The 15,455-nt window shown below is 52.2% G+C and carries 15 protein-coding genes; 9 read left to right on the forward strand and 6 right to left on the reverse strand.

From position 1 onward, the window contains the following. Positions 1–61 precede the first annotated feature (61 nt). Together fabB and fabI are read left to right on the forward strand one after the other, a co-directional pair. Entirely contained in the window at positions 62–1,285 is a 1,224-nt protein-coding gene (gene fabB / locus TRICHSKD4_RS09065) for a beta-ketoacyl-ACP synthase I (protein ID WP_009467213.1), read from the forward strand. A 10-nt stretch (positions 1,286–1,295) separates the two neighbouring features. After that, positions 1,296–2,108 carry an enoyl-ACP reductase FabI gene (gene fabI, locus TRICHSKD4_RS09070; protein WP_009467214.1) on the forward strand — a complete coding sequence of 271 codons (813 nt, stop codon included), beginning with the start codon at positions 1,296–1,298 and terminating at the stop codon, positions 2,106–2,108. Positions 2,109–2,189: 81 nt separating this feature from the next. Here fabI and TRICHSKD4_RS09075 read toward each other — a convergent pair whose 3' ends face one another. Continuing rightward, positions 2,190–2,699, reverse strand: a complete 510-nt coding sequence (locus TRICHSKD4_RS09075; protein ID WP_009467215.1) for an SH3 domain-containing protein — start codon at positions 2,697–2,699, stop codon at positions 2,190–2,192. Between the two features lie 261 nt (positions 2,700–2,960). On the opposite strand from TRICHSKD4_RS09075, the gene TRICHSKD4_RS09080 reads away from it, so the two are divergent. Then, positions 2,961–3,947 (forward strand): D-glycerate dehydrogenase, encoded by a 987-nt coding sequence (locus TRICHSKD4_RS09080; protein WP_009467217.1) that lies wholly within the window; start codon positions 2,961–2,963, stop codon positions 3,945–3,947. Positions 3,948–4,004: 57 nt separating this feature from the next. Here TRICHSKD4_RS09080 and dnaQ read toward each other — a convergent pair whose 3' ends face one another. The 5 genes from dnaQ to TRICHSKD4_RS09105 form a co-directional block, all read right to left on the reverse strand. Then, positions 4,005–4,724 (reverse strand): DNA polymerase III subunit epsilon, encoded by a 720-nt coding sequence (dnaQ, locus tag TRICHSKD4_RS09085; RefSeq protein ID WP_009467218.1) that lies wholly within the window; start codon positions 4,722–4,724, stop codon positions 4,005–4,007. Positions 4,725–4,820: 96 nt separating this feature from the next. Further along, positions 4,821–5,408: a dephospho-CoA kinase gene (gene coaE / locus TRICHSKD4_RS09090; RefSeq protein WP_009467219.1), complete on the reverse strand. Its 588-nt coding sequence runs from the start codon at positions 5,406–5,408 to the stop codon at positions 4,821–4,823. Next, positions 5,405–6,250, reverse strand: a complete 846-nt coding sequence (locus TRICHSKD4_RS09095) for a shikimate dehydrogenase (protein WP_009467220.1) — start codon at positions 6,248–6,250, stop codon at positions 5,405–5,407. The genes coaE and TRICHSKD4_RS09095 overlap by 4 nt, the downstream gene beginning before the upstream one ends. Beyond that, the gene (locus tag TRICHSKD4_RS09100; RefSeq protein ID WP_009467221.1) at positions 6,247–6,840 is read right to left on the reverse strand and encodes a Maf-like protein; all 594 of its coding nucleotides are present in this window, start codon (positions 6,838–6,840) and stop codon (positions 6,247–6,249) included. The genes TRICHSKD4_RS09095 and TRICHSKD4_RS09100 overlap by 4 nt, the downstream gene beginning before the upstream one ends. 29 nt (positions 6,841–6,869) lie before the next feature. Next, positions 6,870–7,712: a pyruvate, water dikinase regulatory protein gene (locus TRICHSKD4_RS09105; RefSeq protein WP_009467222.1), complete on the reverse strand. Its 843-nt coding sequence runs from the start codon at positions 7,710–7,712 to the stop codon at positions 6,870–6,872. Positions 7,713–8,138: 426 nt separating this feature from the next. Between TRICHSKD4_RS09105 and hemE the strand changes: the two genes are divergently transcribed. From hemE to mnmG, 6 genes are all read left to right on the forward strand, one after another. After that, on the forward strand, positions 8,139–9,167 hold the full coding sequence (hemE, locus tag TRICHSKD4_RS09110; protein WP_040616601.1) for a uroporphyrinogen decarboxylase: 1,029 nt from the start codon (positions 8,139–8,141) through the stop codon (positions 9,165–9,167). A gap of 3 nt (positions 9,168–9,170) precedes the next feature. Further along, positions 9,171–9,599 (forward strand): protoporphyrinogen oxidase HemJ, encoded by a 429-nt coding sequence (hemJ, locus tag TRICHSKD4_RS09115; protein WP_009467225.1) that lies wholly within the window; start codon positions 9,171–9,173, stop codon positions 9,597–9,599. 274 nt (positions 9,600–9,873) lie between these two features. Next, entirely contained in the window at positions 9,874–11,139 is a 1,266-nt protein-coding gene (gene rho / locus TRICHSKD4_RS09120; RefSeq protein WP_040616602.1) for a transcription termination factor Rho, read from the forward strand. A gap of 137 nt (positions 11,140–11,276) precedes the next feature. After that, positions 11,277–11,840, forward strand: coding sequence for a GNAT family N-acetyltransferase (locus TRICHSKD4_RS09125; protein ID WP_371256749.1), 564 nt, complete (start codon positions 11,277–11,279; stop codon positions 11,838–11,840). Between the two features lie 77 nt (positions 11,841–11,917). After that, the gene (gene mnmE / locus TRICHSKD4_RS09130) at positions 11,918–13,279 is read left to right on the forward strand and encodes a tRNA uridine-5-carboxymethylaminomethyl(34) synthesis GTPase MnmE (RefSeq protein ID WP_009467228.1); all 1,362 of its coding nucleotides are present in this window, start codon (positions 11,918–11,920) and stop codon (positions 13,277–13,279) included. Positions 13,280–13,576: 297 nt separating this feature from the next. Continuing rightward, positions 13,577–15,454 carry a tRNA uridine-5-carboxymethylaminomethyl(34) synthesis enzyme MnmG gene (gene mnmG, locus TRICHSKD4_RS09135; RefSeq protein ID WP_009467229.1) on the forward strand — a complete coding sequence of 626 codons (1,878 nt, stop codon included), beginning with the start codon at positions 13,577–13,579 and terminating at the stop codon, positions 15,452–15,454. Position 15,455: the final 1 nt, after the last annotated feature.

Consider the following 15,455-nt stretch of genomic DNA (forward strand, 5'->3'; position numbering starts at 1 on the left):
TATTATTTGAGCTTGGCCGCATACGAAAAGTTCGGCTCAAACCAACATATGGGAGACCGCAATGAGACGCGTTGTCGTCACCGGGATCGGGATCGTTTCCTCCATCGGCGCAAATGCAGACGAAGTTCTGACCAGCCTGAAAGAAGGCAAGTCGGGCATCAGTTTTGCGCCGGATTATGCAGAACATGGCTTCCGAAGCCAGGTTCACGGCATGCCAAATGTTGACATTGCCTCCCTCGTTGACAAACGCCAACTGCGTTTCATGGGTGACGGTGCTGCCTATAATTACATCGCCATGGAACAGGCGCTCAAGGACAGTGGTCTTGAAGACAAGGACGTCTCCAACGAGCGGACCGGTCTGATCATGGGCTCTGGCGGCCCGTCCACCAAAAACCTGTTTCAGGCGCATAAAATCGTCGTGGAGAAGGGCTCACCAAAGCGCATGGGGCCATTCATGGTCACACGCGGCATGAGCTCGACCAACTCTGCGTGTCTGGCGACCCCTTTCAAGATCAAGGGGATCAACTACTCCATTACGTCGGCTTGCTCCACATCTGCACATTGTATAGGTGCAGCCACTGAACAAATCCAGTTCGGCAAACAAGACGTGATGTTTGCCGGTGGCGGTGAAGAACTTGATTGGACACTGTCCTGCCTGTTCGATGCCATGGGCGCCATGTCTTCCAAATATAATGGCACTCCAGAGACAGCATCCCGCGCTTATGATGCAACGCGCGATGGTTTTGTGATTGCCGGCGGCGGCGGTGTGGTTGTTCTGGAGGAGCTGGAACACGCCAAGGCGCGCGGGGCAAAAATCTACGCGGAAGTCACCGGATATGCAGCCAACTCTGATGGCTACGATATGGTGGCCCCGTCCGGTGAAGGCGGCGAACGCTGCATGCGCCTTGCCACCAGCACACTGGGTGATCGCAAAGTCAGCTACATCAACACCCACGGCACATCGACGCCAGTTGGCGATGTTGGCGAAATTGAAGCCATTCGCCGGGTGTTTGGGGAAGACCAGCCTAAAGCCTCTTCAACAAAGTCGCTGACCGGTCACAGCCTTGGCGCGACCGGTGTTCAGGAAGCAATCTACTGCCTCCTAATGCTCGAAAACGACTTCATGACCGCTTCTGCAAACATCAATGAGCTTGATCCTGCCATCAAGCCGGAAGAAATCGTAACGGAGCGGATTGATAACGCCGGTCTCGACTCGGTGCTTTCCAACAGCTTCGGTTTCGGCGGAACGAATGCGTCCCTCGTTCTGTCGCGATACCTGGGCTAAGGAGACCTAAATGTCAGACTTGATGAAGGGCAAACGCGGCCTGATCATGGGCGTGGCGAACAATCACTCCATCGCATGGGGAATTGCCGATACGCTGGCAAGCCAAGGCGCAGAACTTGCCTTTACCTATCAAGGTGAAGCCTTTGGCAAGCGGGTTAAACCGCTTGCTGAATCCGTTGGCTCAGACATCTTGCTGCCTTGCGATGTTGAGGACGAAGCTTCTCTTGATGACGTGTTTGATACACTGAAATCAAAGTGGGGCTCAATCGACTTTCTGGTTCACGCCATTGCGTTTTCCGACAAGACAGAGCTTCGCGGAAAATATGCGGAAACGTCGAAAGACAACTTCGTCCGCACCATGCTGATTTCCTGTTACTCGTTCACCGATATTGCGCGCCGCGCCGCGGAAATCATGCCGAATGGCGGGTCCTTGATTACCCTGACCTATGGTGGGTCCACGCGGGTTATGCCGAACTACAATGTCATGGGTGTTGCCAAGGCCGCTCTTGAAAGCTCTGTTCGCTACCTGGCCGTCGACTATGGGGATCAGAACATTCGCGTAAACGCTCTGTCAGCTGGCCCGGTTCGCACTTTGGCTGGTTCTGGCGTTTCCGATGCGCGCCTCATGTTCAACTTCCAGAAGCGCAATTCTCCGCTTTGCCGCACCGTCTCTCTGGAAGAGATCGGAGGCACAGGCCTTTATCTTCTTTCAGACCTCTCCGGCGGTGTGACCGGTGAAGTTCATTTCGTAGATAGCGGTTACAACATTATGTCGATGCCGCGCATCGAAGAACTCAAAGCTCAAGAAGGGGCATCCGATTAAGGATTGTCTTCTTGGGGTCAAAAGCAAAGGGCGGCCCATCAGGACCGCCCTTTTTTCAGGTCTGGAGGAATATTCGATAACTTATTCGAACAACTCATCCGGATAGACGCCAAAAAGCCGCGTTTGATCGAGCCAGCCTTCGAATCCCTCGCCCTGCACCTTGCACCAACCGCCGGAACACTCGGTCACTGTAGCCAATACAAACGGATCAAGTTCTGCAACGATGATGGCATCAGACTTCGACCGTTGCCGCAAAGGTGTCCGATTGCTCTTTTCCCATGGCGTGACAAGGGCAGTGCGCCGTCCGGACAGGAGGGAGTGAAACACCCAACCTTCCTTGCCTTCCCAATCTCGAATACGACGCCAGTTGTCAAATTCCTGAATAATTTCAACCGGCAATCCGGATTTTACAAATGTCCAGGCAATGTCATGTTCCCGTGACGGACCAAGCCGAACATTCACCCGATCCGACTTCAAACTGACAAAGCGAGGAAGCGGATACCCGGAGGGGCCGGTCTTTGTTGCTTGTGCCTGTGCGAGTTCGGGAACAAACAAAAGCAGGGACAAACACAGCCCGGCGAGGAGTTTCATGACTGACTTAGAGGTCGACCCAATCATATTATTCGCTTGTCCAATTGTTCTGCAGGCGTTTCTCTTGCACAAAGCTTTATTGAAAGCCGTCTCAAAAAACCAGCATGCACTCTGCAGGTCCTCGTGACCAGCCAGGTAATCCCAAGCGTCCACTTGTTTCTACGCGCTCATCTGGTAAGGAAAAGCAACGATCCGTGTTTGGCGGGCCGGTGATTGAAATCATGGCGGGGCCAGCCCCGAGAGAAGACAAAGGCGTGAAGCATGGTGAAAAAGAAGCCCGTCGTCGTCGTCACTCGTAAACTACCCGATGTCGTTGAAACGCGCATGCGGGAGTTGTTCGAGACCCGGCTCAATGAAACCGACCGGCCCTTTACACAGGCTGAATTGGTGGAAGCCGTGCGGACAGCCGATGTGCTAGTGCCAACTGTGACTGACCGGATTGATTCTTCGGTCCTCGCGCAGGCAGGCCCGAACCTGAAACTGATTTCAAACTTCGGCAACGGTGTCGACAACATTGACGTTGTCACTGCGAACAATCGTGGCATTAACGTAACCAACACGCCGGGTGTGTTGACCGAAGATACAGCCGACATGACCATGGCTCTGATCCTCTCGGTGCCGCGTCGTTTGGCCGCCGGTATCAAGGCCCTTGAAACAGACGAATGGTCCGGCTGGTCGCCGACATGGATGCTGGGGCACCGGATCTGGGGCAAACGTCTTGGGGTCATTGGCATGGGCCGGATCGGTCAGGCTGTTGCCCGCCGGGCGAAGGCCTTCGGAATGTCGATCCACTATCACAACCGCCGCCGGGTTCCATCCGACATCGAAGAGTCTCTCGAGGCCACTTACTGGGAGAGCCTCGACCAAATGTTGGCGCGGATGGACGTGGTGTCCATCCACTGTCCGCATACGCCGGGAACATTCCACCTGCTATCTGCGCGACGCTTGAAGCTCCTGAAAAAAGACGCCTATGTCGTGAACACAGCTCGTGGTGAAGTCATTGATGAAAATGCCTTGATCCGCATGCTTGAAAGCGGTGACCTGGCAGGGGCCGGGCTGGATGTTTTTGAACACGAGCCGGCGGTTAATCCAAAGCTTACAAAGCTCGAAAACGTTGTGCTTCTGCCTCACATGGGGTCTGCCACGATTGAGGGCCGTATCGAAATGGGCGAGAAGGTTATCATTAATATCAAGACCTTCATGGACGGGCACCGTCCACCAGACCGTGTTCTGCCATCCATGCTGTGACCAATAAATCACAGTCGATAATCCGAAGCCGTGGGTCTGAGCCTCGCGGCTTTTTTTTCAAGAGCCGTATTTGTTCCAGATGGCGTTCTCACCCATGCCTTCGATAAAGGCTTTGTGAGCTGCAAATTCTGCCTCAGAAATCGGACGGGTGAGGGGCGACGGGCGCTGCTTTGCGTTGAAATTACCCAATTCTCCCGGTTCTGCAGCAGAACCGCCGGAAGACGCAGTCTGGGCATCCTCGTCGGCAGTCAATCCAAGTGCGGTCTGGCGCCCGCCGATCAGCTCCAGATAAACTTCGGCGAGGATTTCCGCATCCAGCAACGCGCCGTGTTTGACACGTTTAGAGTTATCGATGCCATAACGCGAACATAGCGCATCGAGGGAATTGGGCCCGGTCGGATGTTTGCGGCGTGCAAGGTCGAGCGTATCGAGGACCTGGTCATTGGAAATGATGCGACGACCAGAACGCTCGAGTTCCATATTAATGAAACCCATATCAAACGCAGCGTTGTGAATGACGAGGGTGGCATCTCCGACAAAATCCAGAAATTCATCTGCGACTTGATCAAAAAGCTGTTTGTCGGACAAAAACTCTTCTGAAAGGCCGTGAACGCGGAAGGCTTCCTCCGGCATGTCCCGCTGGGGGTTGATATAGACGTGATAGGACTTGCCTGTTGGAATGTGGTTCCACAGCTCGACGCCACCTATTTCAACCAACCGGTCGCCGCCGCGCGGGTTCAGTCCTGTCGTTTCCGTATCGAAGGAAATCTCACGCATTCTTTGCCTCGCTTGTCTGTTCTCCCACTTTGCCGTGTTGGTTTGGAGAAGCAAGACTGCACCCGCGTTTTCCAGAATCGGATTGACCAGTGGATGCTAACCCATCCCTGCAATCGCTCGGACAACGGAGGCGACGCTGCGGCGGGTCATGTCCAGACTATACCCGGTCTCAATTACAAAATGCGCCCGTGCACGCTTTTCACTATCTGGCATCTGCTTGGAGCAAATGGCTTCAAACCGCTCTTCACTCATGCCCGGCCGTTCCAGAACCCGTTGTCTTTGAACATCTTTTGGAGCCGAGACGACAACACACACATCGACGCGGACCCCACCGCCCGTTTCGAACAACAATGGAATGTCCAAAAGAACAGCTCTCCGCCGATCCTGTTTGGCAACTTCTAGAAAAGCCTGTTCTTCTTCCCGCACAAGCGGATGGACAATGACCTCAAGTTTTTTCATCGCCTCGGGTTTCCCCAGAACATTTGGGGACAACAATGTCCGATCTACTTTCCCATCTCGGGTGGTTCCGGGGAAGGCGTCTTCAATCATCGGTGCCGCACGACCTGAATAGAGTTTGTGGACCGTGGCATCTGCATCGTGTCCGGGTATTCCGTGATCGGCGAACATCCGGGCGACCGTCGATTTTCCCATACCGATAGATCCAGTGAGGCCAATGCGGATCATGCGGACACACCGAGGTCCTTGAGAATAATCCGGCGGAGTTCATCATCGACCACCGGACGAACACCAAACCATTTTTCAAATCCGGGAACAGCTTGATGGAGCAGCATGCCCAACCCGTCAACCACCGGATTACCCCGTTCTTTGGCAATGCGAAGGAGATCCGTTTCCAATGGAGCGTAGACGATATCAGTAACCAAGGCGGTCGTCGGTAAATTCCCAAGATCAATTTCAAGCGGTGCCTTACCGGTCATTCCCAATGCAGTGGTGTTGACCAAGACATCCGCTTTTCCAAGAGTTTCCCCCAACTGATCCCATGGATGTGCGATTGAACCGGCTCCGAATTCAGACACTATTTTTGAGGCTTTTTCATAGGTCCGATTGAAGATATGCACTTCTGTGAAGTTTCGAGATAAAAGGGCCCAGACAATGGCACGCGTAGCCCCACCAGCCCCCAAAACGATGGCTGTCTTTGCCTGTGTATCCCAACCGGGCTGCATTTGGTCCAGATTGCCCAAGAAGCCAAGACCATCAGTATTGGCACCACAAAGTTCGCCGTTTTCATTCAGCCAAAGTGTATTCGCAGCTCCCATAGCCTTTGCTGCGTCATCGAGATGAACACAGGCCTTTGCGGCGACTTCCTTATGGGGAACAGTCACATTGCAACCAACCAGACCGTTTTTGCCGAAATTTTTGTAAAAGTCTTCAGCTTGCTCCGGCTCAACGCCGCATTTGCCGTAATGCCCTGCTAAACCGTGCTTCTTCAACCAATAGCCATGAATCAGCGGTGACCTGGAATGGGTCACTGGCCATCCGGTGACTGCTGCTTTCGCTTCACTGGTCATCGATCTATAACCTTTTGATTGCGCAACTCTTCAAGAAGCGGAAGAAGCGGAAGTCCAAGAATGGTGAAATAGTCACCTTCAATTTTTTCAAACAGTTGGATTCCCCGGCTTTCCAGCTGATATGCTCCGACACTTGTCAGCGCCACATCGCCGACAGCTGCAAGGTAGCGACCAACAAATTCTGGTCCAAAGGACCGTATGGTCAACCGGGCTACCGATAAATGGCGCCACACTGTTTCGCCGTTTTTGGCGATAACGACAGCAGATAGGAGTTCATGGGTTTTCCCTGAAAACTCAATCAGTTGCCGTCTGGCCACTTCCATATTCTCTGGTTTGGTGTAACGCTCACCTTCATAGGCCAAGATCTGATCTGCCCCGATGACAAGATCATCCGGCCGGCGCTCGCTGACGTCTTGGGCTTTGGCTTCTGCGAGAACCGTGGCCAGATCCTCAGGACAGAATCCTGCCTCCAAAAGAGGTGCTTCAACAGCGCGCTCGTCAACTTGTGCTGGGTCGATATCAAAAGTCAGCCCTGCATTATGCAGGAGATCAGCGCGCACGCGGCTCCCGCTTGCCAGCACCAGGGTCATGCATCACCTCACGTTTTCAAAATTTTAGATCATTCATCCAAGGGCCTGCGCGCTTGGAAGACCTTGAACAAGGTCAGGATTTCTGCAGCTGTTTCTTCAACAGACCGCCGGGTTACGTCAATCAAGGGCCAATTGTTTTCTGAACAGAGCCGCCGAGCCATGGTTATTTCCCGTGCAATTTCCTTCCGATCAATATAGGCTTCATTATAACCTTCTGAATTCAATGATAGAATTCTGTTCTTTCGGATTTGTTGAATCCTCTCAGCCGATGCCACAAGTCCTACGATCAGCGGCTTTTTCAGCTCTTTAACATGGGAAGGCAGTGGAATTTGCGGAACCAATGGAATGTTCGCCGCCTTGATGCCACGGTTTGCGAGGTAGATGCATGTTGGTGTCTTTGAGGTTCTGGATATTCCCAGAAGAACAATATCTGCAGATTCCAGATCATCCCAAATCTGACCATCGTCATGCATCATTGTGTAGTTCAAGGCTTCCATGCGCTTGAAATACTCCGCGTCCAACTCATGCTGCCCGCCGATGCGATGTGTTTGCGTTACGTTGAGATAGGACTGGAAGACCGCGAAGACCGGATCAAGAATGTTGACGAAAGGAACACCCAGTTCCCGGCATTTTTGCTCCAGACGACCGGAAATCTCCTCATCAACAAGGGTGTAGAGCACAATGCCCGGCGCAGCCTCAACTTCCGAGATCACCCGATCTAGCTGTTTATGCGCCCGAACGAGCGGATAAACATGCTCAATCGCCTGCACATTTTCGTATTGCGCGGTGGCTGCGCGCGACACTGTCATCAGCGTTTCACCGGTGGAATCTGACACGAGATGAAGGTGAAAATAGTGTCTCGATTTGCTCACACTCTCATCCCCAGTCCTGTTGATGAATTGGGTCTATCTCGTTCAACACCGCAAAGCCTGCTCAAGATATGCCCGATAACTGAATCTTATGAACAGCATGGGGTTTTCCGATGACTCCACCCGTAACGAATATGGTTGGTTGTTGATTAACATGCAGGTCGAAATATTTCGACAGTTGATCCACACCGAACAAATTCGTTAATGAATGGTTAACACCTCAGCAACCCGTTGCGACAAGATGCTTTTTTGAGTTATCGACTCTTGGGGAGTATATGTTGTCCAGAACTTCAGGAAACTTGTTCTGAGGCGAAGTTGGACGGGAGAGTTTGTGGACAACAATTGATCCCGGCTATTCACGCACAATAAGAATAAACAGACTCAAGAAAGACTCTTTTTGGGTTTGAAGTTGGAAAAGGCAGAGATCTCATGAAATCGGAAGACCGTGCACTCATGCGCGTTTTGGCGGGTGAAAAACTGTGGCCGCCACCAATCTGGATGATGCGCCAAGCCGGTCGATATCTCCCTGAATATCGGGAAGTTCGGAAGAAGGCAGCCAACTTCCTCGAGTTCTGCTATTCACCCGATTTGGCAACAGAAGTCACACTTCAACCTATTCGAAGATACGGCTTTGATGCATCCATCCTGTTCTCGGACATCTTCGTTGTTCCAGATGCAATCGGTTATCCAGTTCGCTTTGAAGAAAGACGTGGTCCTGTTCTTGAACCTCTTTGCACTGAACTCGTCGACAGGCTCGACCAGGAGAGGGCAGAGAAGCATCTGGAACCGGTCATAGAGACGGTTTCCCGTCTTCGGGCGGAGCTTCCCCCTGAGACCACTCTCTTGGGCTTCTGTGGCGCTCCTTGGACCGTTGCATGCTATTCTGTTGCTGGACACACAACCCAAGATCAAGTGGCTGCCCGTGTAGGCGCTTATCGAGATCCTGAGTTGATGGCGAGATTTATCGATCAGCTTGTAACAGCATCTATCCGGTATCTTGTTCGACAGCTTGATGCGGGCGCGGACGCGGTTCAGATTTTCGATACCTGGGCCGGTGTGCTCGATGATGCCGGGTTTGAGCGCTGGTCCATTCAGCCAACACGTGCGATCGTAGATGGCGTCAAGGCGCAGCGCCCGAATGCAAAGATCATCGGGTTCCCGAAAGCATCATCAGCCCGGATGGCAACATACATTGCCCGGACGGGTGTTGATGCGGTTGGATTTGATTGGACGGCTCCGGATCATCTTGCGCTGGAGATCCAAAAGAAAGTTCCAATTCAGGGTAATCTTGACCCCATGCGTTTGGTCGCTGGAGGCAAGGCATTGGACGAAGGGATTGATCATATTCTGCAAACGTTCAATGAGGGTCCGTTCATTTTCAACCTCGGCCACGGTGTAACGCCTGATGCTGATCCTGAGAATGTGGCCCGTATGGTTGAACGCGTGAAGCGGGGGTAAGACGTGGATCTTTACAGTTGGGTCAAGTCTTTGCATGTCATTTCGATCATCGCGTGGATGGCCGGAATGCTCTACCTGCCGCGTCTTTTCGTTTATCACGTGGATGCAGCTGTCGGCTCTGACAAGTCTGAGACCTTCAAGATCATGGAACGCCGGTTGTTGAAGGCAATCATCAATCCGGCGATGATCTCCTCCTGGATATTTGGACTATGGGCGGCCTATGAAATCGGTGCATTTTCACAAGGCTGGTTTCACGCAAAGCTGACTCTGGTTCTCTTGATGTCGGCAGCTCACGGGTATCTCGCTCGGTGCGTGAAGGTTTTTGCGCGAGATGAAAATGAAAAGTCTACCAAGTTTTACCGTATCTTGAATGAAGTTCCGACAGTACTGATGATTGTTATTGTCATACTTGTCATCGGAAAGCCGTTTTAGGCGCTGGTAAAAACACACCTTGTCAAAAACATGCCCCGGATGAACCTTTTCTCCGGGGCTGTTTATTATTCTTTTTACGGACTTGCGAAGAAAACAAAATACGCTTATCGTCGCGACAACTTCCATATGGCGTGCGCTCAGTTTGTCATTGCGCCCCGCCGCTGTCCGAATACAGATCTGACTGGTAGTTCCCTCAGTACACTTTTGTCGGCCAAACCGGTTCCAGGCAGAAGTCCTCCCTAGATACATTATAGATAGAGACGATCCCAACTTGATGCGGGAAATGAAACTCAAAGATCTCAAAGAGAAATCTCCGACCGAGCTGCTTCAATTTGCTGAAGAGCTGGAGGTCGAAAACGCCAGCACAATGCGCAAACAAGAGCTTATGTTTGCCATTTTGAAGAACCTGGCTGCCCAGGATGTGGAAATTATCGGCGAAGGTGTTGTCGAGGTTCTGCAGGACGGGTTCGGGTTCCTGCGGTCACCAGATGCAAACTACCTACCGGGTCCGGATGACATTTATGTTTCTCCGTCTCAAATCCGGCGGTTTTCGCTTCGAACCGGTGACACGGTTGAAGGTCAGATCAGAAGCCCGAAAGATGGCGAACGCTATTTCGCGCTTTTGAAGGTCAACACGATCAATTTCGAAGACCCGGACAAGGCTCGGCACAAAGTTCACTTTGATAACCTGACCCCGCTTTATCCGGATGAACGCTTCAAGATGGAAATTGAAGATCCGACGCGGAAAGACATGTCTGCACGGGTCATCGATATGGTTGCGCCTCTTGGTAAAGGTCAGCGTGGTTTGATTACCGCGCCGCCGCGGACTGGTAAGACCGTCTTTTTGCAGAATGTTGCCCAATCCATCACGACCAACCATCCGGAATGCTATTTGATCGTTTTGCTGATCGATGAACGACCGGAAGAAGTGACAGACATGCAGCGGACAGTGAACGGGGAGGTGGTGTCTTCAACGTTTGATGAACCTGCTGCCCGTCACGTTCAGGTTGCTGAAATGGTCATCGAAAAAGCCAAGCGCCTGGTTGAGCATGGCCGTGATGTTGTGATCCTGCTGGATTCCATCACTCGTCTGGGCCGGGCCTACAACACGGTTGTTCCGTCCTCCGGTAAGGTTTTGACCGGTGGTGTGGATGCAAATGCCCTGCAGCGCCCGAAGCGTTTCTTTGGTGCTGCTCGTAACATTGAAGAAGGTGGCTCGCTCACCATTATTGCGACAGCCTTGATTGATACCGGCAGCCGTATGGACGAAGTCATCTTCGAAGAGTTCAAGGGCACCGGTAACTCCGAAATCATCCTTGATCGTAAGATCTCTGATAAACGGGTCTATCCGGCGATTGATATTCAGCGCTCCGGTACACGTAAGGAAGAGCTGCTGGTTGATCCGGAGAAACTGAAGAAGACCTTTGTTCTACGCCGGATTCTCAATCCGATGGGCACAGTCGATGCAATCGAGTTCCTGCTGGACAAACTGAGGCAGACCAAGTCGAACGACGATTTCTTCGACAGCATGAACACCTGATTAGATTCGGGTCTGTATCAAAAAATTGGTCAGAAAGGCGCAGTACAGACTGCGCCTTTCTTCTTTTCAGTCCGACTGTTTCACGTGAATCGCATTTTCTTTTAATCGGGAGCAAAACAATGATTTCGGCCCCAACAATGGAAACGGATCGATTGATCCTTCGTCCCTGGCAAGAAGATGACTTGGATGATCTGGCTGCTCTCTGCTCAGATCCCGATGTCATGAGACACTTCCCAATGATTATGTCGTATGACCAGTCAAAAGCCTATCTTGAGAAGATTCTGAAAAAGCGAGTTTCGGAGGGATTTTGCATGGATCCTATCATCGTTAAGGAAACGGGAGAATTTGCCGGGTTCGTTGGATTGAACATTCCAGCCTATAAGGAGCCTTTGCCATTTGACCCCTGTGTTGAAATCGGATGGCGCCTGCATAAGAAGGTATGGGGGAAGGGATACGCAACAGAGGCCGCAAATGCCTGGCTTAGATTCGGGTTCGAAACTCTGAACCTTCCCGAAATTGTTGCTTTCACCATTCCCGCGAATACAAGCTCTCAAAGGGTTATGGAGAGGCTTGGAATGATCCGGGATATCGACGGTGATTTTCAACATCCCAATCTGGCATTGGATCACCCGATGTCTCAACATGTGCTCTACCGGTTGTCGGAAAAGGCTTGGCGAACCTCAATGCAGAATGATAGCTGAGATCCTGGAGCGGATTGATTCACGTGAAACACGGCGAAACGGAATCGGATCCGGAATGGTTGAATTCAGCAGACTGAATGATAACGGGCCAAATCATGACTGATACGATTTACGCTTTGTCGAGTGGTGTTGTCCCGTCGGGCGTGGCGGTTATTCGCGTATCTGGGCCGGAAACTCAAGCTGTTGTTCGGTCGCTGTGTGGTGACGTCCCGCCCGTCCGTAAGGCCTCTGTGAGGGTTCTGCGAGATGGGGAAGGGACAGCACTGGACGAAGCGCTTGTGCTTTACTTTGAAGGGCCCGCCAGCTTTACGGGGGAAGATGTTGCGGAGCTTCATTGCCACGGGGGTCGTGCAGTAGTCGCTGCTGTCTTGAATACCCTGGCTGGTTTTCAAGGATGTCGCCCCGCAGAGCCTGGAGAGTTCACGCGTCGTGCATTTGAGAAAGGCCGGTTGGATCTGACAGAGGTCGAAGGCTTGTCGGATTTGATTGCGGCAGAAACCGAGCAGCAGCGCCGTCAGGCACTGCGACAAATGGGTGGAGCGTTGGGTGCGCTCTATGAAGATTGGCGCAAGCGGCTCATCCATATGAGGGCCTTGATCGAGGCAGACTTTGATTTTGCTGATGAAGAAGACGTGCCGGGCAGCGTCGCCGATGAAGTTTGGGCTGAGGCTGACCAATTGGCACGTGATATTGCGGGTCATCTGGAAACATCGAAGAGCGGGGAACGGCTTCGCTCAGGCCTTCAGGTGGTCCTCATGGGTGCCCCCAATGCTGGCAAGTCCAGCCTGCTAAATGCGCTGGCGGGGCGAGACGTTGCTATCGTAACGGAGGAAGCAGGTACAACACGGGATGTGATTGAGGTTCATCTGGATTTGGGCGGTTATCCTGTGACCCTCATTGATACGGCTGGGCTAAGACAGACCGATGGGATAGTCGAGCGCGAGGGTATTCGCCGGGCAGAAGAGCGGGGACGGGGAGCTGATTTGATTTTGTGGGCAGTTGAACCGGAGGGGGTGAAGCCGTCGGATCCTGATAGTGGATTGGATGACAGCATCCGGTCGTCTGTTCCAGTGAGATCTGTGCGAACAAAGCAGGATGAAATTCGTTTCGATATCCGACTCGATCAGTCTGCTGAAGAGATTTTATGCTCCACCAAGGTGGAAGGTGGGATGCGTGATCTCTTGGATTTCCTCACTCGATTCGCACAAGAAACCATTTCGATTTCTGAAGCGCCTTTGGCGACACGAGCGCGTCATCGATATTTTTTGAATGAGGCGCATGCCTGCTTGATCAAGGCAGTGGAATTAAAGCACCTTCCAGAGGAACTAAGGGCGGAAGATCTGCGCCAGGCAGCTGACGCTCTCGGGCGCATCACTGGCCGGATTGATGTTGAAGATTTACTGGATGTGATCTTTCGGGATTTTTGCATCGGAAAATAATCGTTTCTGTTTCACGTGAATCATTGCGATCTCTCGGTCGATTCAGATTCGAAACATGTTTCACGTGAATCATTTTTTGACCATACGGTACCCACGTTCACTGTGTAGGCCGGTTATCTTTGACCAACGGGCTCTCCCATATTATAAGCTTGGTGCAGATAAACCGGTTGCGCTTGTGATTTGGCGCTTAGATCAGAATGATCATTCTTTAGGGCTGGTTTTTATTTTCTGAGATACAGATGATGTCATAGTCGACGAATTGTCGGCAGACTGTTTCTTGTTAAGGGGTGTGGTCTCTTGTTGGATGTGGACCTGTCTTTCGATGTGATCGTGATTGGAGGTGGTCATGCCGGCTGTGAGGCCGCTGCCGCGTCTGCTCGCGTTGGGGCGAAGACTGCCCTGGTCACACACAAGTTTGAAACTATCGGCGTGATGTCTTGCAATCCAGCGATTGGTGGATTGGGGAAGGGGCATCTTGTTCGGGAAATCGATGCCCTTGATGGCTTGATGGGACGGGTCGCCGATAAAGCGGGTATCCAGTTTCGGATGCTCAATCGGCGCAAGGGGCCTGCAGTCCGCGGACCTCGGACGCAGGCAGATCGAAAACTCTATCGCGATGCCATGCAAGCTGAAATCGCTGCACTTGAAAATCTCTCAGTGGTGGAGGGGCAAGCCAATCGGTTCCTTTTCGACGAGGGCAAGGTTGTGGGCTTGCTGCTGTCTGATGGGCGCAAGGTTGAAGCCAAGAGTGTCGTCCTCACCTCTGGAACCTTTTTGCGCGGGCTGATCCATATTGGTGATCAGAAAATCCCGGCGGGTCGATCCGGAGAGGCTCCAGCCTTGGGGTTATCGGAATCGCTCGAAGAAATTGGATTTGATCTCGGCCGTTTGAAGACCGGGACGCCAGCCCGTCTTGATGGTCGAACCATTAAGTGGGAAAAACTTGATGCTCAGCTTGCCGATGAGAACCCGGTTCCGTTCTCAACATTGACAGAGAAGATCACGACCCCGCAGATCGAGTGCCATATCACTCGGACAACGCCCGAAACGCATCGCATTATTCGGGAGAACTTGTCCCGGTCTGCGATGTATTCCGGTGAGATCAAGGGACGGGGGCCTCGCTATTGCCCATCGATTGAAGACAAGATTGTACGGTTTGGTGATCGTGATGGGCATCAGATCTTCCTTGAGCCTGAAGGCTTGGATGATCACACGGTCTATCCGAATGGTATATCCACGTCGCTTCCCGAAGATGCGCAGCTTGCGTTCTTGCGTACGATACCCGGTCTTGAAGAAGTGGAAGTTTTCCAACCAGGCTACGCCATTGAATATGATCACGTTGATCCGCGAGAGTTAAATCCAACTCTGGAAGCTCGGATATGTTCCGGGCTATTTCTGGCAGGTCAGATCAATGGCACCACTGGTTATGAAGAAGCAGGGGCTCAAGGGCTTGTGGCAGGACTTAACGCTGGTTTGAAGGCGCAGGGAATGGAGCCATTTACTGTCGATCGGTCCGAAGGGTATATCGGCGTGATGATTGACGATTTGGTGACGCGAGGCATCACGGAGCCGTATCGGATGTTTACATCTCGTGCGGAGTACAGATTGTCTCTGCGGGCCGACAATGCGGATCAAAGGTTGACGCCGTTGGGGATGAAGATCGGCTGCATAAGTGAAGCGCGTCGAGTCGCTTTCGAAACAAAGATGAAGTCGCTCACCGAGGTGGCTGACCTTTTGAAACGGCTGACAATTACACCTGCCGAAGCCCAACGAAAAGGATTGCCAGTAAATCAAGATGGCATACGGCGCTCGGCGTTTGATCTCCTGTCCTATCCGGACATGAGCTTTGAACAGCTTGCCTCCGTTTGGCCAGAACTGGAAGACATTGACCCTTCGATAGTGGAGCAGGTGTCGAGTGATGCGCTCTATGCTGTTTATCTTGAACGTCAGGCAGCTGACATTGCAGCATTGAAAAAGGACGAGGCTTTAGCCATTCCGGCGGATTTCGATTTCAATGCGCTCACGGGTCTTTCCAACGAAGTGAAGCAAAAGCTTGAAGCGGTTCGACCGGCGACATTGGGTCAGGCTTCGCGCATGGATGGCATAACGCCTGCGGCTTTGACCTTGATTCTTTCGCATTTGAAACGCCTGAAGAACTCGGGAGCAGCGGCCTGAT

This window comes from Roseibium sp. TrichSKD4, from assembly GCF_000148725.1.
Taxonomy (GTDB): Bacteria; Pseudomonadota; Alphaproteobacteria; order Rhizobiales; family Stappiaceae; genus Roseibium.